The following is a 23,456-nucleotide window of genomic DNA, read 5'->3' on the forward strand; positions in this document are numbered from 1 at the left end:
CGACGCGACGTCGCCCACCCCGTCGTCGCCTGGAGCCGGTTGCACCAGACCCGGCGGGACCCGGTCGCGCGGCGCCCGACCCGGGCTGCGCTCCGGCCCACGAACCGCCCGGCGCGACAGCCCGCCGCCGGCCGAGCATCAGGGGAGCTGGAAGGGCAGCTCGATGCCGTCGAGGCTGCGGCGGCACGGGCAGGTCGCCGTGGCGTCGTCCTCGTGGGCCGGCATCTGTCCGATCGCGTCGCGAAGCAGGCCCTTGAGCCGCTCGACGTTGGCCGCGAAGACGCGCAGCACCTCCTCGTGGCTGACCGCGTCGCCCCCCTCGACCCCCGCGTCGAGGTCGGTCACCATGGCGATCGTCGTGAAACACATGGCGAGCTCGCGGGCGAGAGTGGCCTCGGGCATCGCCGTCATCCCGACGATCGACCAGCCCGCCTGCTGGTGCATGAGGGACTCAGCCCGCGACGAGAAGCGGGGGCCGTTGACGACGACGAGGGTGCCCTCGGAGACGGCGTCGAGACCGGCGAGGCGCGCCGCGTCGACGGCCACCTGCCGGCCGTTGGGGCAGAAGGGGTCGGCGAACCCGATGTGCACGACCGGACCCTCGCCCTCGAAGATCGTGTGGCCGCGCCCCCAGGTGCGGTCGACGACCTGGTCGGGCACGACGACCGTGCCGGGCCCGTTGTCGACCTGGAGCGAACCGACCGCGCACGGCGAGAGGATCTGGCGCACGCCGACGGCCCGGAGCGCCCAGACGTTGGCGCGGTAGTTGACCCGGTGCGGGGGGAACCGATGGCCCTTGCCGTGGCGGGCCACGAAGGCGACGGACCGGCCCTCGACCTCGCCGATCACGAGCGGGTCGCTCGGGCGGCCGAACGGGGTGTCGAGGTCGACGGTCTCGTAGTCGTCGAGGAAGTCGTAGAGGCCGGAGCCGCCGATCACGCCGATCTCGGCGCGCGCGGCGGGGGCGGAGCTGCTGGGTCCCGTGCTCGGAGAGGTCATGACCGCAGCCTAGGGGCGCGGCTCAGCGCGCCCGACGGCATACGGCGAGGCTGGGGACGACCCCCGTGCGGCTCAGGAGGCTGTGGACGACGAGGCGGCCGCGGGCGCGGCGGTCGACGACGAAGTGGCAGAGGAGGAGGACGACGTGGACGACGTGGACTCGGACGAGCTGGAGGACGCCGACGAGTCGGACGAACCCGTCGCGGCCGATGCGGGAGCCGTGGCCGACGAGCCCTTGCCGCCGGAGGCGCGCGAGTCGGTCTTGTAGAAGCCCGACCCCTTGAAGGCGATGCCCACCGGGTGGATGACCTTGCGCAGCGCCTTCTCGGTGCACTCCGGGCACACCGTCAGGGCGTCGTCGGAGAACGACTGGCGGATGTCGAAGGCGTGACCGCAGGAGGTGCAGGCATACGAGTAGGTGGGCACGGGCTGACCTCGGGCTTCTCGGGGATGGGACCTGGGCCCGATTCTACGTCCAGCCGGCGAGTCGCCCGTCCCGGCTCACCTCGCGGATGCGCTGCTCGGTGCGCGCGCGGACCTTCGAGGTCGTGACGACGAGGAGCCGGTCACCGTGGCGGAACGTCGTGTGGGGCTGGGGCACGAACCCCTCACCCTCGCGCACCACGAGGGTCACGTTGGCCCCCCTCGGCAGCCTCAGCTCGAAGACCGCCACCCCGTGGAGGTGGGAGTCCTGGCCCACGCTGACCTGGATGACGTCGGCGCCGATCTCGATGAGCGAGGTGCTCTCGAGGTCGACGTCGACCGAGTGGACCTGCTCCGTCACGCCGAGCCGGCGGGCCACCCAGCCGAGCGTCGGGGCCTGGACGATGGTGAAGACGACGACGAGGACGAAGACGAGGTCGAAGATCCACTCCGTGTCGGGCGTGCCCATCGTCAGCGGCACGGTCGCGAGGACGACGGGGACGGCGCCGCGCAGGCCCGCCCACGACAGGAAGACCTGGTCGCGCCACGAGACCCGGAACCACACCGTCGACAGGACGACCGAGAGCGGCCGGGCCGCGAGCAGGAGGACGAGGCCGATGACGATGGCGGAGGTGAGCTGCTCGCCGAGCCGGGTCGGGTCGGCGAGGAGCCCGAGCAGGACGAAGAGGCCGATCTGCGCGAGCCACCCGAGTGCAGTCGCGAAGCTCTGGAACGAGGTCCGGTTGGGCAGCCCGCGGTTGCCGAGGACGAGCGCGGACAGGTAGGTGGCGAGGAAGCCGGAGACGTGGAGCGCCGCACCGGCGGCATACGCGAGGACGGTGAGGGCCAGGACCCCGATGGAGAAGAGGGCGGACGAGGTGCCGGCCACCCGGCGCAGCAGCTCGCCGCCGAGCCAGCCGACGGCCACCCCGACGACAGCCCCGCCGGCCAGCTCCAGCGCCGCGTGCCCGAGCAGGATGTACCAGGCCTGCGTCTCGCCGCCCGGAATCCCCTGCGCGGCGAACGCGACGACGAGGATGACGACCGGGGCGTCGTTGAAGCCCGACTCCGCCTCGAGCATGCCGGAGAGGCGCTTGGGCAGCGGCACGTTGCGCAGCACGGCGAAGACGGCCGCGGCGTCGGTGGACGTGACGATCGCGCCCATGAGCAGCGAGATCGTCCACGACAGGGGGAGGAGCGTGTGCGCCCCGACCGCGACGACGAGCACGGAGACGACGACGCCGACCGTCGAGAGGACCGCCGCCGGGGCGACCGACTCGCGGATGTTCGACCACTTCGTCGTCAGACCGCCCTCGGCGAGGATGAGCACGAGCGCCGCATAGCCGAGCACGCGGGTGATCGACGCCGAGTCGAACTGGATGCCCGCACCCGCGTTGCCGAGCGCGAGCCCGATGCCGAGGTAGATGAGCAGCGACGGGAGGCCCGAGCGGACCGAGAGCCGGACGGCGGCGACGGACACGAGCAGGACGACCGAGCCGATGAGCAGCACACGCGTGAGGTCGTCGAGCGTCATGCCCGACGACGTGAAGGACACGAGCGCGGTCACCGGCAGCTCCTCGGGTCGGTGGCCCCCATCCAACCACCCGCCCGGGGGGCCCATACGCCCCCGCGTATGCCGGGCGGCGCGCACCCTGCCCCAGCGCGGCCCGCGCGGGGCTGGGACCGCGGGTCAGCGGCATACCCGGTGGGCTCGTCGAGCGGGTCGCTCGGCGGGCCGCTTCGGGCGGCTCGACCCGTGGCCTAGGCTCGGGGCGTGTCTCGGTTGAAGCGTGCTCGTGGTGCCGTCCTGCTCGTCGTCGTCGTGCTCCTCATGGCGCTCGTTGGCGTCGTGATCCTCGCCATCTCGACGGTCCGCCAGACGTTCCCGCAGACGACGGGCGAGCTGAAGATCGAGGGCCTGACGAGCTCGGTCCAGGTCATCCGCGACGACCGCGGCGTGCCGACGATCTACGCCGACAACGCGGCCGACCTCTTCCGCGCGCAGGGCTTCGTCACTGCTCAGGACCGCTTCTTCGAGATGGACCTGCGCCGCCACATCACCGCAGGGCGGCTCTCCGAGCTCGTCGGGTCGAGCGGCATCGACAAGGACCGCGTCATCCGCACGATGGGCTGGCGGCGCGTCGCCGAGGCCGAGCTGCCCAAGCTCGCCCCCGAGACACGCCAGTACCTCCAGGCCTACGCCGACGGCGTCAACGCCTACATCAGCCGGGCCGGATCCCCCGAGAAGATGTCGCTCGAGTACACCTTCCTCAGCCGGACCAACCCCGACTACCGGGTCGAGCCGTGGACGCCGGTCGACTCGCTCGCCTGGCTCAAGGCCATGGCCTGGGACCTCCGCGGCGACTACAACGACGAGCTCGCCCGCGCGCGCCTCTCGCGGCGCACGACGTCGATCAAGCAGATCAAGCTGCTCTACCCGCCGTACCCCTATGAGCGGAACCTGCCGATCCTCTCGGCCGACGACTGGAAGCCGTCCGCATCAGCGGACTCCTCGCAGGCGGCAAGCGCCGTCCCGGCAGCCTTCCGCACCGCTGACGGCGCCGCGGCCCTCGATGCCGCGGCACGGGCCGTCGACGCGGTTCCGAGCGAGCTCGGCGCCGGACGCGACATCGGCTCCAACTCGTGGGTCGTCTCCGGGTCGCGCACGACGACGGGCAAGCCCCTCCTCGCCAACGACCCGCACCTGTCCCTGTCGATCCCCGGCATCTGGACCCAGGTCAACCTCCAGTGCCGCACTGTCAGCGCCGACTGCCCGTTCCGGGTCTCGGGGTTCACCTTCTCCGGGCTGCCCGGCGTCGTCATCGGGCACAACGACTCGATCGCGTGGGGGTTCACCAACCTCAACCCCGACGTGACCGACTTCTACCTCGAGCAGGTCACGGGAGACACCTACCTCCGCGACGGCGTGCAGGTCCCCGTCAGGAAGCGGACCGAGACGATCAAGGTGGCCGGCGGGTCGGACGTCACGTTCACGGTGCGGAGCACCGTCCACGGCCCGATCCTCTCCGACGCCGTCCCAGGCGTGGACGAGGCGGGCGACCGCGTCGTCGTCCGTGGGGCGCAGCAGACCAACCGGTATGCCGTGTCGCTGGCCTGGACGGCCCTCACCCCCTCGACGACCGGCGACGCGATCTTCGCCCTCGACCGGGCCCGCAACTGGAAGGAGTTCCGGGCGGCGGCCGAGCTCTTCGCCGTCCCCTCCCAGAACCTCGTCTACGCCGACACCGAGGGCCACATCGGCTACCAGGCCCCGGGCCGCATCCCGATCCGGCGCTCCGCGACGCCCGACGAGCCGCCGGGCTTCTGGCCCGCGCCGGGCTGGGACAGCCAGTGGGACTGGAAGGGCTACGTGCCCTTCGACGACCTGCCGCACACGTACGACCCGAGCGAGGGCTACATCGTCACGGCCAACCAGGCCGTGACGGCGAGCCCGACCCCGTTCCTCACGACGGAGTGGGACTACGGCTTCCGCGCCCAGCGCATCCGCACGCTCCTCGCGTCGACCCCGAAGGTGTCGCCGCAGGTCATGTCGCAGATCCAGGGTGACGTCCGCAACACGTACGCACCGACGCTCGTCGAGCGCCTCCTCGCCGTCCAGGTCGACGACTTCACGGCCCAGGCGCAGCGACTGCTCCGCGACTGGGACGGCAGCCAGCCCGGCGACAAGAGCCGTGACGCGGCCGCGGCGGCGTACTACAACGCCGTGTGGAAGCACCTGCTCGAGTACACCTTCGACGAGCTGCCGCCGGACATGGCGCCCGACGGCGGAAGTCGCTGGATGATCGTCATCGAGCAGCTGCTCAAGGACCCGAAGAACGACTGGTGGGACGACAAGACCACGCCGGGCGTGACCGAGGGGTCGGGCGAGATCCTCAAGCGCGCCCTCGTCGACGCCCGTCTCGACCTCGCCCGCAAGCTCGGCAAGGTCCCCGCCACGTGGCGGTGGGGGCGCCTGCACCAGCTCGACCTCAAGCACCCGGTCATGGGCGACCCGTCGGTCCCCGAGGTCGTGCGCAGCCTCTTCGACCGGGGCGGGATCGAGCTCGGCGGCGGCAACGCCATCGTCAACGCCAACTCGTGGAAGGCCTCCGACCCGGGCTACGACGTCACGTCCGGCCCGTCGATGCGGATGGTCGTCGACCTCTCCGACCTCGACCGGTCCCTCTGGGTCAACTCGACCGGTCAGTCGGGGCACGCCTACGACCCCCACTACACCGACCAGATCGACGCCTGGGTCGCCAACGAGCCGTTCCCGTGGCCGTTCACGGATCAGGCGGTCAAGGAGGCCTCGGCCGACGAGCTCACGCTCGACCCGGTCACCCCGACCGGCCCGAGTGGGTCCCTCAGCCCGACGAGCCCGGGGCAGTGACCCGTGGCGTGACCCTGACGAGGCGACCTGTCGTCGTGACCCAGCCGTCGACCGGGAGGTCGTAGTCGTCGCGCGGCAGGTCGGCCTCGCTCGACTCCCCCTCGTGGAGCAGGGTGATGACGGGCGCCGCCGGGTCGCGGTGGACCAGCGCACGGTCGTAGCACCCGCCGCCCTGGCCGAGCCGCGTGCCGTGCCGGTCGACCGACAGGCCGGGCGTGACGACGAGGTCGCAGGTCGACAGGGCGTCGAGTCCCAGCCAGCCCGCCTCGGACCCGTCGTGGGTGTCGCGGGGACGGCGCGTGACCGTCGCGCGGTCGCCGACGGCGCCGGGAGCGGCATACGTCCACTCGAGGGAGTAGTCGTCGAGGACGACGGGCACGATGACCTCGTGTCCCGCCTCGAGGAGCGCCTCGACGAGGCGGTCCGTGGGCGGCTCGTCGGGCAGGGAGACGTAGGCCGCGACGCGCGCCCGGTCGGGGACGAACCCGAGGACCGTCGCCGCGATCGCCTCGGCTGCGGCCTCCCGGCGGCCCGGTTCGGCGTCGAGCGCGGCAGCCAGGCGGGCGCGAAGGGCCCGCGCCGCGTGACGTACATCACGCTTCGTGGGGCTGGTCATGCTCGGCGTCTCCGTCGGAGTGGCCTGACCGTCATGAGGCTCATCGTAGGGTGATGACCATGAGTCACGAGGGTCTCGCCGCGTCTGTGGAACGAATGCGCCGCCGCGGCCTCGGCCCCGAGGCCATCCGCGTCTTCGCGTACTACTACGACCAGCTCGAGCACGGAGCCATGGGGACGATCCCCGAGAGCACGATCGAGCCGCTCGGCGAGATCCAGGCGCTGGGCGAGGTCCAGGTCAGCGACGAGCAGGCCCGCGGCGCCCTCTCGCAGACCGCAGTCATCAAGCTCAACGGCGGCCTCGGCACCGGCATGGGCATGTCCGGCGCCAAGTCGGCACTCGAGGTCAAGGACGGCCTGACCTTCCTCGACATCATCGCCCTGCAGGTCCTCGACCTGCGCGAGCGGTGGGGCGTCGAGCTGCCCCTCGTCCTCATGAACTCGTTCCGGACCTCGGAGGAGTCGCTCCGGATCCTCGACAAGTACCCGACCCTGCGCGTCGACGGGCTCCCGCTCGACTTCATCCAGAACGCCGAGCCCAAGCTGCGCCCCGACGACCTCATGCCGGTCGACTGGCCCGAGGACCCCGAGCTCGAGTGGTGCCCGCCCGGCCACGGCGACATCTTCGTCTCGCTCATGACCTCGGGGGTGCTCGACGCGCTCCTCGCCAAGGGCATCCGCTTCGCGTTCCTGTCCAACTCCGACAACCTCGGTGCGACGTGCGACCCGGACGTCGCCGCGTGGATGGTCGAGCACGACCTGCCGTTCGTCGCGGAGGTGTGCGAGCGGACCAAGAGCGACCGCAAGGGCGGCCACCTCGCGGTGCGCAAGTCCGACGGGCGGCTCATCCTGCGTGACACGGCCATGGTGGCGGACGGCGAGGAGAGCTACTTCCGCGACATCGCGCGGCACAGCACGTTCAACGCCAACAACGTCTGGGTCAACCTCGAGGTCCTGCGCGAGCGGATGCTGGCCCACGAGGGTGTCCTCGGGCTGCCGATCATCATCAACCGCAAGACCGTCGACCCGGCGCAGCCGGACTCACCGGTCGTCATCCAGCTCGAGTCGGCGATGGGCACGGCCATCGAGGTCTTCGAGGGGTCCGAGGCGATCCTCGTGCCCCGGACCCGGTTCCGCCCGGTCAAGACGACGAATGACCTGCTCGTCATCCGCTCCGACTTCTTCACGCTCGACGAGAGCTACCACGTCGTGGCGGCGCGGCCGGGCCCCGAGCCCTACGTCGACCTCGACTCGGCCTACCGCTTCGTCCCCGGCTTCGAGAAGCGCTTCCCCTACGGTGCGCCGTCGATGATCGAGTGCACGAGCCTGCGCGTCATCGGCGACCCCGTCTTCGGCAAGGACGTCGTCTGCGTCGGTGACGTCCTCGTCGACGGCCTGCGCCACATCCACGACGGTGCCGTCCTCGGTGACCGCCCCCCGTTCGGCAGCTGACGTGCGTAGCGTCGACGAGCACCTCGCGGCGATCCTGTCGTCGCTGACGCCTGCGGCATCGCAGACCGTCTCGCTCGCCGAGTCGCTCGGGCTCGTCGTCGCGGGCGACGTCGTGGCTCGCGTCGACCTGCCGGGCTTCGACAACTCGTCGATGGACGGGTATGCCGTCCAGTCCGTCTCGCTCGCAGGCGCGGCTGCCCGCCCGGTGACCCTGAGCCTCGTCGGCGAGGTCGCGGCCGGTGACGCGCCGACGGTCTCGGTGGGCAAGGGCGAGGCCGTCCGGATCATGACGGGCGCACCGATGCCGGAGGGTGCCGACGCGGTCATCGCCGTCGAGGACACCGACGGAGCCGCGACGGGGAGCGTCGAGTGCCGCGCCGAGGCGCCGGTGGGCCGGTTCGTCCGTCGCCGGGGGGAGGACGTCGCCGCCGGCTCGGTCGTCGTGCGCGCGGGCGACGTCGTCGGGCCGCGGACCGTCGCGCTGCTCGCCGCGAGCGGTCACGCGACCGTGGATGTCGTCCCGCGGCCGCACGTCGTCGTCCTCTCGACGGGCGCCGAGCTCGTCGAGCCCGGGCAGCCGCTCGGGCCGGGTCAGATCCACGACTCCAACTCCTCGATGCTGTGGGCCGCAGCGACCCGGGCCGGCGCGACGGCCGAGATCCGCTCCGCTGTGGGCGACACCGACGAGGAGCTGCTCGCCGTCGTCGACGAGGTCGTCGGGGTCGCCGACGCCGTCGTGACGAGCGGCGGGGTGTCGATGGGCGCCTACGACGTCGTCAAGAGCGCGCTCCGCTCGGAGGGCGTCGACTTCGTCCAGGTGGCGATGCAGCCGGGCAAGCCCCAGGGGTTCGGCTTCCTCGCCGGGCCGGGCGGCCGGGCGGTCCCGCTCTTCGCGCTGCCCGGGAACCCCGTCTCCTCCTACGTCTCCTTCGAGGTGTTCGTCCGACCCGCGCTGCGCCGGCTCATGGGTCACGCCGACCCCGTCCGACCGACGCGTCGCGCCGTGCTGACGAGCGGCCTGCGTTCGGTCGCCGGGCGACGCCAGCTCGCCCGGGCGGTCGTGACGACCGGGGCCGACGGCACGCTCGTCGCCGAGCCCGTCGCCGGCCAGGGGTCGCACTTCGTCGCCGACCTGTCCCGGGCCAACGCGCTGCTCGTCATCGCGGAGGACACGACCGAGGTCGGTGCGGGCGAGGTCGTCGACGCGATCCTCCTCGACGACTGAGCGAGTCGGGCGGTCCGTGACCGAGTCGGGCGGTCCGGCACGCCGGGCGGACTCACGTCGAGTCGAGACCATCCGGCATACCCGCGGGCGACCGGTGACATGATGGCCGCGTGGCTGACGACACCTCCGGACTGACCCACGTGCGGGCCGACGGCACCGCCCACATGGTCGACGTGTCGGCAAAGGCCGTCACCGCCCGGGAGGCGAGCGCGGCGGGGCGGGTCCTGCTCAGCCACGCGGCCGTCGAGGCGCTCCGCACCGGCACGGTGCCCAAGGGCGACGCGCTCGCCGTCGCGCGGATCGCCGGCATCCAGGCGGTCAAGCGCACGCCCGAGCTCATCCCGCTCGCCCACCCGATCGCCGTCCACGCCGTGAGCGTCGAGCTCGCCGTCGTCGACAGCGGGGCCGAGATCAGCGCCACGGTCCGCACCGCCGACCGCACCGGCATCGAGATGGAGGCCCTGACCGCGGTGACGGTCGCCGCGCTCGCCCTGGTCGACATGGTCAAGGCCGTCGACAAGCACGCGAGGATCACCGACGTCAGGGTCACGGCGAAGTCCGGCGGCCGCTCGGGGGACTGGCATGAGTGAGCAGCAGACCCACGGCCGACCCTTCGGCCACGGCCGCCGCGCCGTCGTCGTCACCGCCTCGACCCGGGCCGCCGACGGGGTCTACCCCGACCGGTCGGGGCCGGTCATCGTCGAGCGCCTGCGCGCTTGGGGGTTCGAGGTCGGGCACCCCGTCGTCGTCGCTGACGGCGACGCGTTCGGTTACGCCCTGCGCGACGTCCTGGCGAGCGAGCCCGAGCTCGTCCTCACGACCGGCGGCACGGGACTGACCCCCACCGACGTGACCCCCGAGCAGACCGCGCCGCTCCTCGACCGGCTCGTGCCCGGCGTCGCCGAGGCGATCCGGGCCGCCGGCGTCGCCAGGGGCGTCCCGACCGCCATGCTGTCGCGCGGGCTCGTCGGCCTGGCCGGGCACACCTTCGTGGCCAACCTGCCCGGCTCGAGCGGCGGGGTCTCCGATGCGCTCGACGTCCTCGAACCCGTGCTCGGCCACGCCCTCGACCAGGTCCCCGGAAGCGACCACTGACGTCCATGGGGACACCACGAGTCCGACGCCGCGAGGACGAGAGCGCGAGGGCGGGAGCATGAGGACGAGCGCATGAGGATGCCCTGGCGGCCCGAGCGTGACGGCCGCGCCCCGTGGCCGGTCGTCCTGCGCGACACGGCGGCAACCCCGACGATCGTGCTGCGCCCGCTCCGCCAGAGCGACGAGCGCGAATGGCAGCAGGTGCGCCGCGACAACGCCGCCCACGTCCAGCCGTGGGAGCCGACCCTGCCTCCCGGGGAAGCCTCCAGAGCGCCGGTCACCTTCCGCAACTTCGTCCGCGAGCTCGACCAGGAGGCGCGGGCCGACCGTGCCCTGCCGTGGTGCATCGAGGTCGGAGGCCAGATCGTCGGGCAGGTCCACGTCTTCGGGATCGTCCGGGCGGCACAGCTCTCCGGGGCGATCGGATACTGGCTCGCCGAGACCATGACCGGCCATGGAGTCGCCACGCGGGCGGTCGCCCTGGCGATCGACCACGCCCTCGGGCCGGCCGGGCTGCACCGGGTCGAGGTCAACATCCGCCTCGAGAACACCCGGTCGCTCGCCCTCGTGGAGCGGCTCGGCCTGCGCGAGGAGGGGATCCGCAGGCGTTTCCTCCACATCGACGGCGCCTGGCGCGACCACCGCAGCTTCGCCATCACGCAGGAGGAGCTCGAGGGCTCGACGCTCATGTCACGTCTGTCTCAGGTGTAACACCAGCCTCTTGCGCGACACGCGCGGAATATGCATGCCCTGACCGAGGGCGCACCCTACCGTGGGTCACGTGCCTGCCAGCAGCCTGATCTTCGTCGTCATCGTGGCGATCTGGGCTGCCTATCTCGTCCAGCACTTCGCGCGCCGCCGCGACAACGCCGCCGCCGCACGGACGATGGACGGCTTCTCCGACGGGATGCGCGTCCTGGAGACGCACGCCGGAGCCCCGACCGAGGAGCCAGCCCCCGCTCGCGGGCACGCGCACTCCGTGGCACCGGCCCGCGTCGTCCGACCGACCGTCGACGCGAGGCGATCCGTGCCGGCCGGGCCCCCGCACGGGCACGCGCCGCTCCTGGGCCGTCCCGGGGCTGCCGACGTCCCGGTGCACCATGAGGTCGAGACGACCCCGACGCCGGCCCCGGTCGTGTCGATGGCCCAGCGCCGCCTCCGGGCCGTCCTCCTCCTGCTGTCGCTGCTCTGGCTGCCGGTCTCGGTCGGCCTGGCCCTCGCCCAGGTCATCCGCTGGATCTCCGTCCCGTTCGCGGCGCTCACCGTCGTGGCCGTCCTCGTCTGGCTGCGCACCGAGGTCCAGGCCGACCGCCTGCGCCGGGCTCGCCGCCGCGTCCAGGAGCGGGTGCGCCGTCCTGCGCAGGCCCCCGTCCTCTCGAGCGACGACACCCAGGTCATCCGCCCCGAGGAGGTCGTGGCCTCCCTCGCCGACCCCGATCTCGTCCCGGGCTCGGTCGCCCACCCGGCCACCGCGGCAGCGGGGGCGGTCGCCCGGGCCGGCTCAACGGCATACGACGTGTTCGACGTCCAGGCCGGCGTCGTGGAGGTCGCGCTCGAGCAGCAGGCCGCGGTCGATGCGCCCGGCCTGCACGCCGACGGCACGTGGAGCCCCGTCCCCGTGCCGACCCCCACCTACGCGATGAAGGCGAAGGCCCAGCCGCGCCTCACCGAGAGCGGGATCCCGGCCGACGTCTTCGAGACGCCCGAGTTCGCCGACGAGGCCGACGAGCTCGACGACCGGGCGCTGTTCGCCCGGCGCGCCGTCTCCGGCTGACCCGCCTGCTGACCCGCCGCCTGAACCACTCGACTCGACCGCGGGTCGGTTTCGGAGGGTCGGGAGCACGCCCTCACACGCGGGCCGGCTCCCCACCCTCCTCGGCGTTCTCCTCGAGCTCACCCTCGAGCTCGGCCTCCGACTCGCCCGACAACAGGTGCTTGCCGACGGCGTTGGAGACGGCCGCGAACGGCACCGCGACGAGCGCGCCGACGATCCCCGCGATGATCGAGCCCGCCGCGATGGCGAGGATGACGGCGAGCGGGTGGACGTCGACGGCCTTGCCGAGCAGGAACGGCTGGAGGACGTGCGACTCGAGCTGCTGCACGCCGATGACGACGGCGAGCATGATGAGCGCGACCCCGGGGCCGTGGGAGACGAGCGCGAGGAGCACGGCGACGACACCCGACAGCAGCGCGCCGACGATCGGGATGAACGCGCCGAGGAAGACGAGCACGCCGATGGCGAAGGCGAAGGGGACCTTGAGGATCGCGGCCCCGAGCGAGATGCCGACCGCGTCGACGAAGGCGACGATCATCGTCGCGCGGACGAAGGCCGAGAGCTGGTCCCAGGCGATGAGACCCGACGAGTCGACCTTGTCGCGGGCCGCCCTCGGGAAGAGCCGCACGATCCACGCCCAGATCGTGCGGCCCTCGTAGAGGAAGAAGAACAGGGCGAAGAGCGCGATGAAGAGGCCCGCGACGAAGTGCGTCGCCGTGAGCCCCACCGAGGCGGCCGTGTCGCCGAGGTTGCCGGAGTTGCCGACCTTGTTCTTGAAGTCCTCGAAGTACTGGTTGAACTGCGAGTCGGTGATGTGGAACGTGTCGCGGACCCAGTCGCGGACCTGGCCGAGCCCGGCGGCGACCTGGCTCGTCAGGTCCGCGAGGCCGCTCTTGAACTGCGTCCCGACGACGGTGAGCAGCCCGCCGACGATGATGATCGTGCTCGCGAGGGTGATCCCTGCCGCGGCACCCGCCGGCAGCCGCCGCCGCAGACGGCCCGCGACCGGCGCGAGGAGCGCCGCCATGAGCACGGCGACGGCGATCGGCACGACGATCTCGGAGATCGAGCGCAGGCCGAGAGCGAGGGCGAAGACGGCGCCCGCGATGAGGAGCAGCCGCCAGGACCACTCGCTCGCGACACGCACGCCCTCGGGCACGGCGCTGGGGCCCGGTTCGGCGGGGGACATCGGGTTGTCGGTCACGACCACACCGTATGCTGCCGGGCCCCGTCCACGCCGCACCCCCGCTCTGGATGTGGCCGGGCCGTGACAGATCGGTGCGCGGTCGTCGGATCGGTGCGGGCTGCAGGGTGCACCGATCCGACAAGGGCGCACTCATGCGCCTAGGCTCGGGGGATGGCGGATCTGCAGCTGGCCGTGACCGGGTCGACGGGCTGGCTCGGTGGCCTCGTCGCGAGTGACCTCGCGGCCCGTGGTGTGGCCCAGCGGCTCCTCGTCCGCGACCCGGGTCGCGCCCCGGTCCTGCCCGGGGCCGTCGCCGTGCAGAGCGCCTACCGGGACCGGTCGACGGCCGAGGCGGCGCTCGCGGGGGTGACGACGCTCTTCATGGTGTCGGCGGCCGAGAACGCCGACCGCCTCGACGAGCACCGTGCCTTCGTCGACGCCGCGGCGGCCGCCGGCGTCGGGCACATCGTCTACGTCAGCTTCTTCGGCGCCGCGCCCGATGCCACCTTCACGCTGGCCCGCGACCACTGGGCGACGGAGGAGCACGTCAAGGCCTCCGGGATGGCCTGGACCTTCCTCCGCGACAACCTCTACCTCGAGTTCATCGACCAGATGGTCGGCGAGGACGGCGTCATCCGTGGCCCGGCGGGGGAGGGGCGTGCGGCGGTCGTGTCCCACGACGACATCGCCCGGGCCGCCGTCGCGGTGCTCCTCTCCCCGGCCGAGTACCGCGGGGCGACCTACGACCTCACCGGACCCGAGGCCCTCACCCTGGCCGAGATGGCCAGAACCATCGGCGAGGTCCAGGGCCGGCATGTGACGTTCCACGACGAGACGCTCCCCGAGGCGTATGCGTCGCGAGCGGCATACGGCGCCCCCGATTGGCAGGTCGACGCGTGGGTCTCCACGTACACCGCGATCGCGGCCGGAGAGCTGGACGGCGTCAGCGACGACGTCGAACGGCTCACGGGCCGGCGTCCCGTCTCCCTGAGGGAGTACCTCGAGTCGCAAGCAGGCCACCACTGACGTATGCCGCTCACCGCGGTGCCGTGCTCAGGCGGGCTCGGTCTCCCGGCAGAGGGCGGCGGCCTGGCGTGCGATCGAGAGCTCCTCGTTGGTCGGGACCACCGCGACCGTCACCGGCGAGCCCTCGGGCGAGATGACTCGTGCGTCGGACGAACGGGTCGCGTTGCGCTGCGGGTCGATCGACAGGCCGAAGTGCTCGAGGCCGCCGACGACCGCCGCGCGGACGCGGGCGCTGTGCTGGCCGATCCCGGCGGTGAAGGACAGCACGTCGAGGCGGCCGAGCTGGGCCATGTAGGCCCCGACGTAGTGGCGCAGCCGGTGGACGAAGACGTCGAAGGCCTGCTGTGCGTCGGCGTCGCCCTGCTCGATGCGTTCCTCGATGGCCCGGAAGTCGTTGACGCCGGCGAGCCCCCGCAGGCCCGACTCGGAGTTGAGGAGCCGGTCGATCTCGACGAGTGACATCCCGAGCTCGCGGTGGAGGAAGGCGTGCAGGCCGGGATCGACATCGCCTGACCGCGTTCCCATGACGAGGCCCTCGAGCGGGGTCATCCCCATCGACGTCTCGACGGCCCGCCCGCCGCGGATGGCGGAGGCGGAGCACCCGTTACCGAGGTGCAGGACGACCTGGTTGAGCTCCTCGACGGGACGCGCGACGAGCTCGGCGGCGGCGCGGGAGACGAAGTGGTGCGAGGTGCCGTGGAAGCCGTAGCGCCGGATCCGGTGCTGACGGGCGAGGTCGCGGGGGATCGCGTAGGTGGCCGCCTCGGCCGGGAGCGTCGCGAAGAAGGCCGTGTCGAAGACGGCGACGTGCGGCACGTCGAAGCGCGCCCGGGCGGCCTCGATCCCCGTCACGGCCCCGGGGTTGTGCAGCGGCGCGAGGGGCACGAGCTCGCGGATCCGAGCCACGACGTCGTCGTCGATGACGACTGGGTCGGAGAAGGTGGAGCCGCCGTGGACGACCCGGTGGCCCACGGCCCGGGGTTTCAGCGCGTCGACGTCGATGCCCTCCTCGCGGAGCCGCTCGGACATGACGGTGATCGCGGCCCGGTGGTCGGGGACGTCGCTCCCGGGCTCGCCGATGCGTTCGACGATGCCGCTCGCCTGGACGTGCGAGGTCTCGGGGACGAGCAGCTGGTACTTGAGCGACGACGAGCCGGCGTTGAGGACGAGGACGGGCAGGCCGGCGTCCGTCCCCGCGAGGTGCCCGCTCATCGGGCGTCCGTCGTCGACGCCGCGGCGGCCGCGGTCGGTGCCGTGGCGACGGTCGACTGGGCCTGGATGGCGGTGATCGCCACCGTGTTGACGATGTCCTCCACGAGCGCTCCTCGCGACAGGTCGTTGACGGGACGGCGCAGGCCCTGCAGGACCGGGCCGATGGCGACGGCGTGGGCGCTGCGCTGGACGGCCTTGTAGGTGTTGTTGCCGGTGTTGAGGTCGGGGAAGACGAACACCGTGGCTCGGCCCGCGACGTCGGAGCCGGGCAGCTTGGTGCGCCCGACCGTGGGGTCGACGGCGGCGTCGTACTGGATCGGTCCCTCGAGGAGCAGGTCGGGCGCCCGCTCGGCGACCAGAGCCGTCGCGGCCCGCACCTTCTCGACCTCGGCGCCCGAGCCCGAGTCGCCCGTGGAGTAGGACAGCATCGCGACGCGGGGGTCGATGCCGAACTGGCGGGCGGTCTCGGCCGACGACAGGGCGATGTCGGCGAGCTGCTCGGTCGTCGGGTCGGGGATGACGGCACAGTCGCCGTACACGAGGACCCGGTCCTCGAGACACATGAGGAAGACACTCGACACGGTCCGCACGCCGTCCCTGGTCTTGATGAACTCGAGGGCGGGGCGGATCGTGTGGGCGGTCGTGTTCACGGCGCCCGACACCATCCCGTCGGCGAGGCCGAGGTGGACCATCATCGTGCCGAAGTAGGAGATGTCCTGGACGATCGTGCGGGCCCGCCCGAGCTCCATCCCCTTGTGGGCGCGCAGGCGGGTGTACTCCTGCGCGAAGCGCTCGACGAGCTCGGGGTCCTTCGGCGACACGACCGTCGCGTCGTCGATGTCGAGTCCGAGCGCCGAGGCCCGCGCCCGGACCACCGTCTCCTCGCCGAGGAGGGTGAGGTCGGCGACGCCGCGGCGGAGCAGGATCGAGGCGGCCTCGAGGATGCGGTCGTCCTGGCTCTCTGGCAGGACGATGTGCTTCCGGTCGGCGCGGGCCCGCTGCATGAGCTGGAACTCGAACATGAGCGGGGTGCGCACGTCGGAGGCCGAGACGTCGATGGCTGTGAGCAGGGCCGCCTGGTCGACCCGCTCGGCGAAGAGGCGCCGTGCGGTCTCGATCTTGTTGGTCGAGTCCTTGTGGATCGAGCCGTGGAGCTGGGCGAGGTGCTCTGCGGTCCAGAACGTGTCGTGGTCGGTCAGGGCGATGGGCAGGTCCTGCTGGACGCCGGCCGACAGGCGCCGGATCGTGTCGGGGATCTGGTAGCCGCCCGTCAGGACGATGCCGGCGAGCGTCGGGAAGGTGCCCGACTGGTGCGCGAGCATGAGCCCGGGGATGAGGTCGGTGCGGTCGCTCGGGGCGATGACGGTGACGTCGGTGCGCAGGCGCGAGAGGACGTTGGGCAGGCTCATGGCGGCGACGAGGAGCCCGAGACTGTCGCGGTCGAGCCACGTCTCGTTGCCGAGGACGAGCGAGCCTTCCGCGGCCTCGACGAGCGCCCGGAAGCTGGGGGCGGACAGGAGCGGGCTCTCGGGCAGCGCTGCCGTGACGGCGAACCCGAGCTCCTCGAGGGCGGCCCGGGTCGGCTCGGTGAGCTCGGGGTCGACGCGGTTGGCGATGACGGCGACGGCGTGGGCGTGGTTGGCGCGCAGCTCGGCGATCGCCCCCTCGGCGGCCACGCGGACCTGCTCGGGGGTCCGGTCGCGGCCGTGCACGACGAGGACGACGGGGGAGCCGAGGTTGGCGGCCACGCGGGCGTTGAAGGACAGCTCGGTCCCGGTCGAGACGTCCGTGTAGTCGGAGCCGAGGACGAGGACGACGTCAAAGCGGCTGCTCAGGTGGCCGAAGCGCTCGACGATGACGTGCAGCGCCTCGTCGGGGTCGCGCCGGGCCTCGGCGTACGTGACGCCCAGGGCCTCGTCGTAGGTCTGGGCGACGCCCGGCTGGCTGACGAGCATGTCGAGGACGTGGTCGACGCCGTCGGGGTCCGCCCCCTCGAGGGTCGTGAGCGGCCGGAAGACTCCGACGGAACCCACCTCGCGGATCAGCGCATCGAGCAGCCCGAGGGCGACGGCGGACTTGCCCGTGAGGCCCTCCGGTGAAGCGACGTAGACGCTACGGCTCACGGGTCGAACCTATCGTGTCCGTCCCGGCCCCGCCCCGGCGCGTGCGGATCGGCGGACGTATGCCGCTGGGCCCGCGGGTGCCCCGCCGACCTCCCCGCGGGGCAGGGCCAGACGTCCCACCCGAACGACGGAATGGGCCGGGGTGCCGGAGTAGCCTCGGAGGCGGCCGGCACGGGGCGGGCGCCCCTGCCAGGGGCCCGACCTGAGGAGTGCCAGATGACCGCCTTCACCGTGTGGAAGTTCGAGGACCCGGCCGGCGCCGAGCAGGCCTCGCACCTGCTCAAGCAGGCAGAGTCGGAGGGGCTGGTGAAGGTCCTCGACCATGCCGTCGTGTCGTGGCCCCAGGGCGATCCGAAGCCGACGACGAAGCACAGCCACGACGCGACCGTGCGCGGTGGCGGCTGGGGTGCCCTGTGGGGCATGGTCGCCGGGGCGTTGTTCTTCGTTCCCGTCATCGGGGGTGTCGCCGGAGCCGCGATCGGCGCCATCAGCAAGGCGACCGAGGGGACGGGCATCACGAAGGAGCAGCTCGAGCGCATCCGCACGGAGGTCACGGAGGGCAGCTCGGCCCTCTTCATGGTCACCGACGAGGGCGACCTCGACCGGCTGGGCGACCGTTTCAAGACGATGCCGAAGAAGCTGATCGAGACCAACCTCACCGATGCCGAGCGCACCGTCCTGCTCCAGACGTTCGGCGGCCGTTGAGCGGACGGGTCACGACCAGGGGGCCTCGACGAGGAGCTCGAACAGGGGCTCCACGTCGAAGCCGCTCGTGCTGTTGGTCATGACCACGACGCCCAGTCCCCGGTCGGGGTAGAGGCGCATGATGTTCCAGAACCCGGCGCCGGTGCCGAGGTGCTCGACCCAGTCGCCTCGCCCACGGGTGGGGCGTCTGAACCAGCCGACGCCGTGGTCGAACGGCTTGCCCTTGCGGTTCAGCTCGCGCATCGCGCGCGTCGTCTCCGGCCGCAGGATGCGGGTCCCGTCGATCTCACCGTCGCCGAGGTGCAGCCTGAGGAAGCGACCGGCATCGAGGACGTCTCCGACGAGGCCACCGTAGGCGGGGCCGTCGACGTGGAACCGGTTGAGGGCGAGGTGGCCGGCGTGGCGCGGGCCGGCGACCCCCGCGGGCAGGAGGCGACGCAGGACCGGGTCGGCCGCCCTCGGTGCACGGACGTAGCCGGTCGCCGCGTTAGCGTCGGGCCGATAGGCGAAGCCCGTGCGGTGCATGCCCGCCGGTCCGAGGACTGCCTGCCGGACGTACTCCTCGAACGGCCGGCCCGCGGCCGTGCTGATGACCTCCCCGGCCGCGAGGTAGCCGAGGTTCGTGTAGCGGGCGGACTCGCCGACGGGGTAGCGGTAGGCCCTCCTCCGGGACATCACCCGTCGCAGCAGCGCTGCGGGGTCGGGCGCGCCGTCGCCGGCCGCATGGGCCCACCGGATGGGGAGGGGGTTCGCGAGCCCGGCGGTGTGGTCGAGCAGCTGCCGGACCGTCGGCTGGCGCGGCCCCGGGGCAGTCAGGTGGTCGACGTACGTGCCGACCGGTGCGTCGAGATCGAGCCGCCCCTCCTCGGCGAGCCGGAGCGCGGCCGTGGCCGTGACGAGCTTCGACAAGGAGAACCAGAGGTATGCCGTCGACGGCGTCGCGGGCCTGCCGCCGGCGAGGTCGGCAGCACCGAAGCCGCCGGCGAAGACAAGCCGGTCGCGGTCGACGACGGCGAGTGACAGGCCGGGGACGTGTGCGCGGCGCCTCAGGCTGGTGACAGCGTCGAGCAGGCCGGCATGCACCTCCTGCAGTTCACTGCGATTTCGTATTACCATTCCCACATGGTGCGATCTCGCAGTACATCTGTCAAGGCGCTTTCGCCCGCCGAGGTGCAGGTCGAAGGGGTGGACGCGCTGTTCCTCGTCTGGCTCGTGGCGCGGTCCACCGAGGACCTGCTCGACAGCGCCCTCGCGCCCTCGGGCCTGACCGGGGACGAGTATGCGATCTACTCGGTGCTCAGCGCGGCACCGACCATCACGCCGACCGAGCTGGCCCGGTGGCTGGCGGCCCCCGCCACGACGGTGTCGAGCTACGTCAAGCGGTTCGAGGCCCGCGGGCACGTGACCCGCGAGCCGAACCCGGATGACCGGCGGTCCTACCGGATCCGCCTGACACCCAAGGGGCGTCGAGCGCACCGCGCGGCCGGCGCACTGTTCGCGCCTCTCCGCACGGAGGTTGCAGAGAGGCTCGGCTCCCGGGCCGAGGACGCCCTCGAGGTCCTGCTGAGACTGCGGACGGTCGTGGACGGCATACGTGCTGGGGCGTGACCAGACGTGGGAGGTCAGGCGGGCTTGCGCCAGACCGAGACGTGACTCTCGCTGTCGTTGGTGAACGGGCTGCCCTGCCAGTCGGCGGTGCGGCGCTCGAGGTCCATCCCTGCGAGCTGCGCCATGAGGTCGCACTCGGCGGGCCAGATGTAGCGGAAGTTGCTGGCGCCGTAGGTCACGCTGCCGTCCGGGTGGCGCCGGTAGTGGTGCGACGTGCCCTGCTGGGTGGTGAGGTCGTAGGTGTCGAAGCCGACGTGGTGGCGCCCGACGTGGAAGGGGACCGCGGCCTGGCCGGGCGTGAAGCGTCGGATTCCCGGGACCCACAGCTCGACGACGAACCGCCCACCAGGTGAAAGGTGGCGGGCCGCGTTGCGGAAGCAGGCGACCTGCTCGGCCTGGGTGCGCAGGTTGCCGATGCTGTTCCAGACGACGTAGACGAGGGAGAACCTCCCCGGCACACTGCTCGTTGCCATGTCGCCCACGACGACGGGGATGTCGGCCCGCTTCCGGTGGAGCTGGTCGACCATCGGCTGCGAGAGCTCTATGCCGCTGACCGGGACGCCGCGCTCCGTCAGGGGGATGGCCACCCGTCCGGTCCCGATCGCCAGCTCGAGAGCAGGTCCGTCGCCGGCGAGATCGGCCAGGACGTCGACCGCGGGGTCGAGCACCTCCGGCGCGAACATGAAGGCCGAGCTCTCGTCGTAGCGCTCGGCAGTCTCGGCATCCCAGTAGTCGCTGCTCGTCATGACGGCAGCCTCGTACTGGAGCGACGTCGGCGGCCACTGGTTTAGTGGGTGTCGACCGACGGAACGGAGCGGGTTCATGAGCGAGTACACGGTCAAGCCACTCGATCCCGACACCTGGGATGCGTTCGCCCGTCTCGTCGAGCGGCACAACGGGGTCTTCGGCGGCTGTTGGTGCACGTGGTTCCACACCTTCAGTGCGGAGAAGACGTTCACCGCGGAGGGTAACCGCGCCCTCAAGGAGCGGTTGGTCCACGAGGGCCGTGCCCACGCTGCGCTGGTGTTCGACGCGGACGAGGCCGTGGCCTGGTGCGAGTACGGCAGCCCCGAGGAGCTGCCGAACATCTACCACCGCAAGCAGTACGACGCCGAGCTCGACCGGCTGCCCGACTACCGGATCACCTGCATGTTCGTGGACAAGAAGTACCGACGTCAGGGGATGATGGCGCTCGCCCTCCGTGGGGCTCTCGACCTGATCGCACAGGCCGGCGGGGGAGTGGTGGAGGGGTACCCGCACGACACCGAGGGCAAGACGGTCTCGGTCCTCTACAACGGCACTCGGACGCTCTTCGAGCGGACCGGATTCAGCTACGTCCGGCCCAAGGGCCTGAAGAACTGCGTGATGCGCATCGAGATCCCCTGAGCCGAAGGTCAGCCGACGAGGTCGGGCTCGGAGTGGACCCTGGCGCTCGCGGCGTCGGGACGGCGCCCCCCGCCGCGTTGGGCACCTGCGCCGGCGAGCACGACGAGGAGGATGCCCCCCACCTGGAGCGGTGCGGGCCGCTGGTTCAGGACGAGCAGCCCGAGGAGCACGCCGATGGCGGGTTCGAGAGCCATGAGCGTCCCGAATGCGCTCGTCGTCAGGCGACGCAGCGCGAGCAGCTCGAGGGCGAACGGGAGGACCGGGAGGAGGACGGCCAGGCCGGCGGCGGCCGCGAGCACTGACGGGCTGAGGTGCCCGGTGCTCTGCGGGATTCCGACGACGGCCGCGGTGAGAGCAGCGACGGGCACCGTCATCGAGAGGCCGCCGATGCCGGAGAACCGGTCGCCGATCCGTTGGGTGAGCAGGATGTACGTGGCCCACCCGACGGCGGCGACGCCGGCGAAGGCGAGGCCCGCGGGGTTGACGTCGCCGTGCCAGGGCTCGGTGAGCAGGACCACGCCGAGCAGGGCGAGAGCCGGCCAGACGAGCGCCCGCCTGCTGTGGCTGCGCACGGCCGCGACGGTGAGCGGGCCGAGGAACTCGACGGCCACGGCCGTGCCCAGGGGGATCCGCTCGATGGCGGCGAGGAACGCGATGGTGACGAGGCCGGTCGTGACGCCCAGGCCGAGCAGCGTCGGCAGGTCAGCACGCCTGACCGAACGCAGCGGGGGACGGGACAGTGCCATGAAGACGACTGTACCCATGCTGAGTCGGAGCCACGCCGTCCCAGCGGGTCCCACGGTGTCGATCACCGGCACCGACAGGGCAGAGCCGAGCTGCACCGACAGCATCGCCGCCAGGGCCAGTCCCCACGGTGGCACGTCAGTGTCCCCCTGACGCGATCGCGTCGGCGGCGAGGAGGCGACGGGCGACCCGGACCTCGGGTCCGAGCAGGCTCAGGTGGGTGACCAGGTCGTCGGTGGCGGCCTGGAGTGCTTCGGTGGTCATCGGGTCGAGTGCGTCGATGATGAACAGCGCCGAAGTGGTGTCCTCTCTCAGCTGCGTGCGTCGGGCCTGGCGCCAGTTCCATCGGCGGCACGTCACGCCCGCGTCGTCGCACCACACGACCTCGCCGGCATCCGGGTGCTCGACCACGGGGGCGCCAGCTGCGGCCGTGTCGAAGGGTTCGGCGCCGGTGGCCCGGACCAGGCGCGGGTAACCGGTGTAGCGGGCCAGGTCCTCCCCGCCGACCGGGACCTGGTGCAGCACCGACACCGCGTTGTAGATGTCGGTGAGCGGGTTCAAGCGCGGCAGCCCGTCCCCGGCACGCCGGAGGAGGGCCTCGAGGCTGTTGCGGGTCCGTTGGGGTTTCGCGCCGAACGCCCGGTACGCCTCTCGCCACGCGGCCACGTGCGGGACCTCCTCGACGGCTGTGCCGTCCAGCGCCACGCGAGCAGCGGCCTCCGCCGCCCGCAACAGCGTGTCGCTCGCCTCGTCGCCCCGGCCCGGGGTGAGCCCGTCGACCGCCACCAGCATGGCTCGGTAGTCGGGCCGCAGCAGGAACACGTCGCGGTCGACCGAGGCTCCGGCGAGGACGTCGTCCAGTGGTCGGCCCTCAGCCACCGTGCACCTCCGACCGGGGACCGGTCCCCACGCCCGGCTCGAAGACAGCCAGGGAGAACCTCGCCGGCTGCGTCCCCTGATTGGCGTACGAGTGGGGCAGGTCGCCCGCGAAGGTGATCGCATCGCCCTCGGTGAGGGTCACCGACTGGTCTGCCACCTCGACGGTGACGCTGCCCTGCTGGACCTGGATGAGCTCTTTCGTCCCCGCCGTGTGGGCCTCGCTCAGGTGCGCGTCGCCGACGCCCAGGGTCCAGTCCCAGAGCTCGACCACGTCGGGCGGCTCGGTTCCGGCGACGAGCACTCCGCGCCCGCCGTGCTCGCCGCTCCACAGGACGGCACCTGCACCGTGCCGGGTGACCCTGACCGGCCTGGGCTGGGGTCGCTCGACGAGTGACGGGAGACCCACGCCGAGCGCGTCGCTGATCCTCAGCAGCGTTCCGACGCTCGGGTTCGCGGCCCCCTGCTCCACGTTGACCACCATCCGGCGACTGACCCCGGCCGTCTCTGCCAGCTGGTCGAGCGTCCATCGCCGCGCCTGACGCTCCTGCCGGACCCGAGCTCCGATCGCCGCTGCGAGGTCGGCTGTCTCCTGATCCATGAGTGCAGCATAGTGC

The 23,456-nt window shown here is 72.2% G+C and carries 23 protein-coding genes; 11 read left to right on the forward strand and 12 right to left on the reverse strand.

Annotated features, from left to right (window positions below; genetic code table 11):
- Window positions 1-138: 138 nt before the first annotated feature.
- From N865_RS10685 to N865_RS10695, 3 genes are all read right to left on the reverse strand, one after another.
- Window positions 139-999, reverse strand: a complete 861-nt coding sequence (locus tag N865_RS10685) for an S-methyl-5'-thioadenosine phosphorylase (protein WP_034805377.1) — start codon at window positions 997-999, stop codon at window positions 139-141.
- A gap of 72 nt (window positions 1,000-1,071) precedes the next feature.
- On the reverse strand, window positions 1,072-1,425 hold the full coding sequence (locus tag N865_RS22275) for an FmdB family zinc ribbon protein (RefSeq protein WP_034805378.1): 354 nt from the start codon (window positions 1,423-1,425) through the stop codon (window positions 1,072-1,074).
- 43 nt (window positions 1,426-1,468) lie between these two features.
- Window positions 1,469-2,989 (reverse strand): potassium/proton antiporter, encoded by a 1,521-nt coding sequence (locus N865_RS10695; RefSeq protein WP_211244891.1) that lies wholly within the window; start codon window positions 2,987-2,989, stop codon window positions 1,469-1,471.
- A 207-nt stretch (window positions 2,990-3,196) separates the two neighbouring features.
- On the opposite strand from N865_RS10695, the gene N865_RS10700 reads away from it, so the two are divergent.
- Window positions 3,197-5,812 (forward strand): penicillin acylase family protein, encoded by a 2,616-nt coding sequence (locus N865_RS10700; protein ID WP_034805379.1) that lies wholly within the window; start codon window positions 3,197-3,199, stop codon window positions 5,810-5,812.
- On the opposite strand, the gene N865_RS10705 is transcribed toward N865_RS10700, so the two are convergent.
- A complete protein-coding gene (locus tag N865_RS10705; protein ID WP_051510453.1) occupies window positions 5,787-6,428 on the reverse strand; it encodes a 5-formyltetrahydrofolate cyclo-ligase in 642 nt (213 codons plus the stop codon). The two genes, N865_RS10700 and N865_RS10705, sit on opposite strands and share 26 nt — an antisense overlap.
- A gap of 59 nt (window positions 6,429-6,487) precedes the next feature.
- On the opposite strand from N865_RS10705, the gene N865_RS10710 reads away from it, so the two are divergent.
- From N865_RS10710 to N865_RS10735, 6 genes are all read left to right on the forward strand, one after another.
- A complete protein-coding gene (locus tag N865_RS10710; protein ID WP_034805509.1) occupies window positions 6,488-7,879 on the forward strand; it encodes a UTP--glucose-1-phosphate uridylyltransferase in 1,392 nt (463 codons plus the stop codon).
- A 1-nt stretch (window position 7,880) separates the two neighbouring features.
- Window positions 7,881-9,104 (forward strand): molybdopterin molybdotransferase MoeA, encoded by a 1,224-nt coding sequence (locus N865_RS10715; protein ID WP_034805511.1) that lies wholly within the window; start codon window positions 7,881-7,883, stop codon window positions 9,102-9,104.
- 164 nt (window positions 9,105-9,268) lie between these two features.
- The gene (gene moaC / locus N865_RS10720; RefSeq protein WP_051510468.1) at window positions 9,269-9,694 is read left to right on the forward strand and encodes a cyclic pyranopterin monophosphate synthase MoaC; all 426 of its coding nucleotides are present in this window, start codon (window positions 9,269-9,271) and stop codon (window positions 9,692-9,694) included.
- Window positions 9,687-10,199: a MogA/MoaB family molybdenum cofactor biosynthesis protein gene (locus tag N865_RS10725; RefSeq protein ID WP_034805382.1), complete on the forward strand. Its 513-nt coding sequence runs from the start codon at window positions 9,687-9,689 to the stop codon at window positions 10,197-10,199. Before moaC ends, N865_RS10725 begins: the two co-directional genes overlap by 8 nt.
- 72 nt (window positions 10,200-10,271) lie before the next feature.
- Window positions 10,272-10,910 carry a GNAT family N-acetyltransferase gene (locus tag N865_RS10730; protein WP_051510454.1) on the forward strand — a complete coding sequence of 213 codons (639 nt, stop codon included), beginning with the start codon at window positions 10,272-10,274 and terminating at the stop codon, window positions 10,908-10,910.
- Window positions 10,911-10,980: 70 nt separating this feature from the next.
- The gene (locus tag N865_RS10735) at window positions 10,981-11,973 is read left to right on the forward strand and encodes a hypothetical protein (protein ID WP_034805384.1); all 993 of its coding nucleotides are present in this window, start codon (window positions 10,981-10,983) and stop codon (window positions 11,971-11,973) included.
- Window positions 11,974-12,046: 73 nt separating this feature from the next.
- Here N865_RS10735 and N865_RS10740 read toward each other — a convergent pair whose 3' ends face one another.
- The gene (locus tag N865_RS10740; protein ID WP_034805515.1) at window positions 12,047-13,177 is read right to left on the reverse strand and encodes an AI-2E family transporter; all 1,131 of its coding nucleotides are present in this window, start codon (window positions 13,175-13,177) and stop codon (window positions 12,047-12,049) included.
- Between the two features lie 153 nt (window positions 13,178-13,330).
- On the opposite strand from N865_RS10740, the gene N865_RS10745 reads away from it, so the two are divergent.
- Window positions 13,331-14,185, forward strand: coding sequence for an SDR family oxidoreductase (locus N865_RS10745; protein ID WP_034805388.1), 855 nt, complete (start codon window positions 13,331-13,333; stop codon window positions 14,183-14,185).
- 27 nt (window positions 14,186-14,212) lie between these two features.
- Here the strand turns inward: N865_RS10745 and N865_RS10750 are convergent, their stop codons facing one another.
- Together N865_RS10750 and pta are read right to left on the reverse strand one after the other, a co-directional pair.
- Window positions 14,213-15,397 (reverse strand): acetate kinase, encoded by a 1,185-nt coding sequence (locus tag N865_RS10750; protein ID WP_034805391.1) that lies wholly within the window; start codon window positions 15,395-15,397, stop codon window positions 14,213-14,215.
- Entirely contained in the window at window positions 15,394-17,520 is a 2,127-nt protein-coding gene (gene pta / locus N865_RS10755; RefSeq protein WP_051510455.1) for a phosphate acetyltransferase, read from the reverse strand. The genes N865_RS10750 and pta overlap by 4 nt, the downstream gene beginning before the upstream one ends.
- A 216-nt stretch (window positions 17,521-17,736) precedes the next feature.
- Between pta and N865_RS10760 the strand changes: the two genes are divergently transcribed.
- Window positions 17,737-18,225 carry a DUF1269 domain-containing protein gene (locus N865_RS10760; RefSeq protein ID WP_034805393.1) on the forward strand — a complete coding sequence of 163 codons (489 nt, stop codon included), beginning with the start codon at window positions 17,737-17,739 and terminating at the stop codon, window positions 18,223-18,225.
- A gap of 9 nt (window positions 18,226-18,234) precedes the next feature.
- Here N865_RS10760 and N865_RS10765 read toward each other — a convergent pair whose 3' ends face one another.
- Window positions 18,235-19,341: a serine hydrolase domain-containing protein gene (locus N865_RS10765; protein ID WP_084328140.1), complete on the reverse strand. Its 1,107-nt coding sequence runs from the start codon at window positions 19,339-19,341 to the stop codon at window positions 18,235-18,237.
- Window positions 19,342-19,347: 6 nt separating this feature from the next.
- On the opposite strand from N865_RS10765, the gene N865_RS10770 reads away from it, so the two are divergent.
- Window positions 19,348-19,833: a MarR family winged helix-turn-helix transcriptional regulator gene (locus N865_RS10770; protein WP_169735735.1), complete on the forward strand. Its 486-nt coding sequence runs from the start codon at window positions 19,348-19,350 to the stop codon at window positions 19,831-19,833.
- A gap of 14 nt (window positions 19,834-19,847) precedes the next feature.
- On the opposite strand, the gene N865_RS10775 is transcribed toward N865_RS10770, so the two are convergent.
- The gene (locus N865_RS10775) at window positions 19,848-20,579 is read right to left on the reverse strand and encodes a class I SAM-dependent DNA methyltransferase (RefSeq protein ID WP_034805528.1); all 732 of its coding nucleotides are present in this window, start codon (window positions 20,577-20,579) and stop codon (window positions 19,848-19,850) included.
- Window positions 20,580-20,655: 76 nt separating this feature from the next.
- On the opposite strand from N865_RS10775, the gene N865_RS10780 reads away from it, so the two are divergent.
- Complete coding sequence (locus N865_RS10780) at window positions 20,656-21,219, forward strand: hypothetical protein (RefSeq protein WP_034805395.1); 564 nt, start codon at window positions 20,656-20,658, stop codon at window positions 21,217-21,219.
- An 8-nt stretch (window positions 21,220-21,227) separates the two neighbouring features.
- Here the strand turns inward: N865_RS10780 and N865_RS10785 are convergent, their stop codons facing one another.
- The 3 genes from N865_RS10785 to N865_RS10795 are packed head-to-tail and all read right to left on the reverse strand — an operon-like array spanning window position 21,228 to window position 23,440.
- A complete protein-coding gene (locus N865_RS10785) occupies window positions 21,228-22,070 on the reverse strand; it encodes an EamA family transporter (RefSeq protein ID WP_051510469.1) in 843 nt (280 codons plus the stop codon).
- Between the two features lie 31 nt (window positions 22,071-22,101).
- Window positions 22,102-22,842, reverse strand: a complete 741-nt coding sequence (locus tag N865_RS10790) for a B3/B4 domain-containing protein (protein ID WP_051510457.1) — start codon at window positions 22,840-22,842, stop codon at window positions 22,102-22,104.
- On the reverse strand, window positions 22,835-23,440 hold the full coding sequence (locus tag N865_RS10795) for a helix-turn-helix domain-containing protein (protein ID WP_034805534.1): 606 nt from the start codon (window positions 23,438-23,440) through the stop codon (window positions 22,835-22,837). The genes N865_RS10790 and N865_RS10795 overlap by 8 nt, the downstream gene beginning before the upstream one ends.
- Window positions 23,441-23,456: the final 16 nt, after the last annotated feature.

This window comes from Intrasporangium oryzae NRRL B-24470 (assembly GCF_000576595.1).
In the GTDB taxonomy this organism is placed as follows: Bacteria; Actinomycetota; Actinomycetes; order Actinomycetales; family Dermatophilaceae; genus Intrasporangium_C; species Intrasporangium_C oryzae.